Annotated in this window: 1 pseudogene; it reads left to right on the forward strand. The window is 36.6% G+C overall.

Going from position 1 to position 388, the window contains the following annotated elements:
* Positions 1 to 67: 67 nt before the first annotated feature.
* A pseudogene (locus CRV02_RS14720) lies at positions 68 to 388 on the forward strand (hypothetical protein); the annotation flags it as partial.

Genomic DNA, 388 nt, shown 5'->3' on the forward strand with positions numbered 1-388 from the left:
TTTAGCTTATCAAACTGTATAATTTAATGTACTAAGTGCAAAAATGGCTTTGAGAGCAATCTATTAAGTGTCAGAAGTGGAAGAGGATGATTATGAGGGTTCACTTGCTCACGATGCTCTTATGACTGAAGCATATTTAAAGTATGCATATGAGTTTTTCTCTCTTACTGCTGGTAGACAAGCAATTGATTTAGAGGGGTTAGGAGATTATAATGAAGCAGGTGTTGCAGCTATTACAGCAGTACCAGATAAAACAATAGGTTTAGGATATACAGTTAGCCAAGCAGCATCTGATGAGGATGAAAGTAGGGATTTGACAGAATTAACAGAAGATGGTGCGGAAGTGTTAGAGATAGAATATGACGGTATAGAGACTGTAGTAGTTAAA

The sequence above is a fragment of the Arcobacter sp. CECT 8989 genome, from assembly GCF_004116715.1.
GTDB lineage: Bacteria > Campylobacterota > Campylobacteria > Campylobacterales > Arcobacteraceae > Halarcobacter.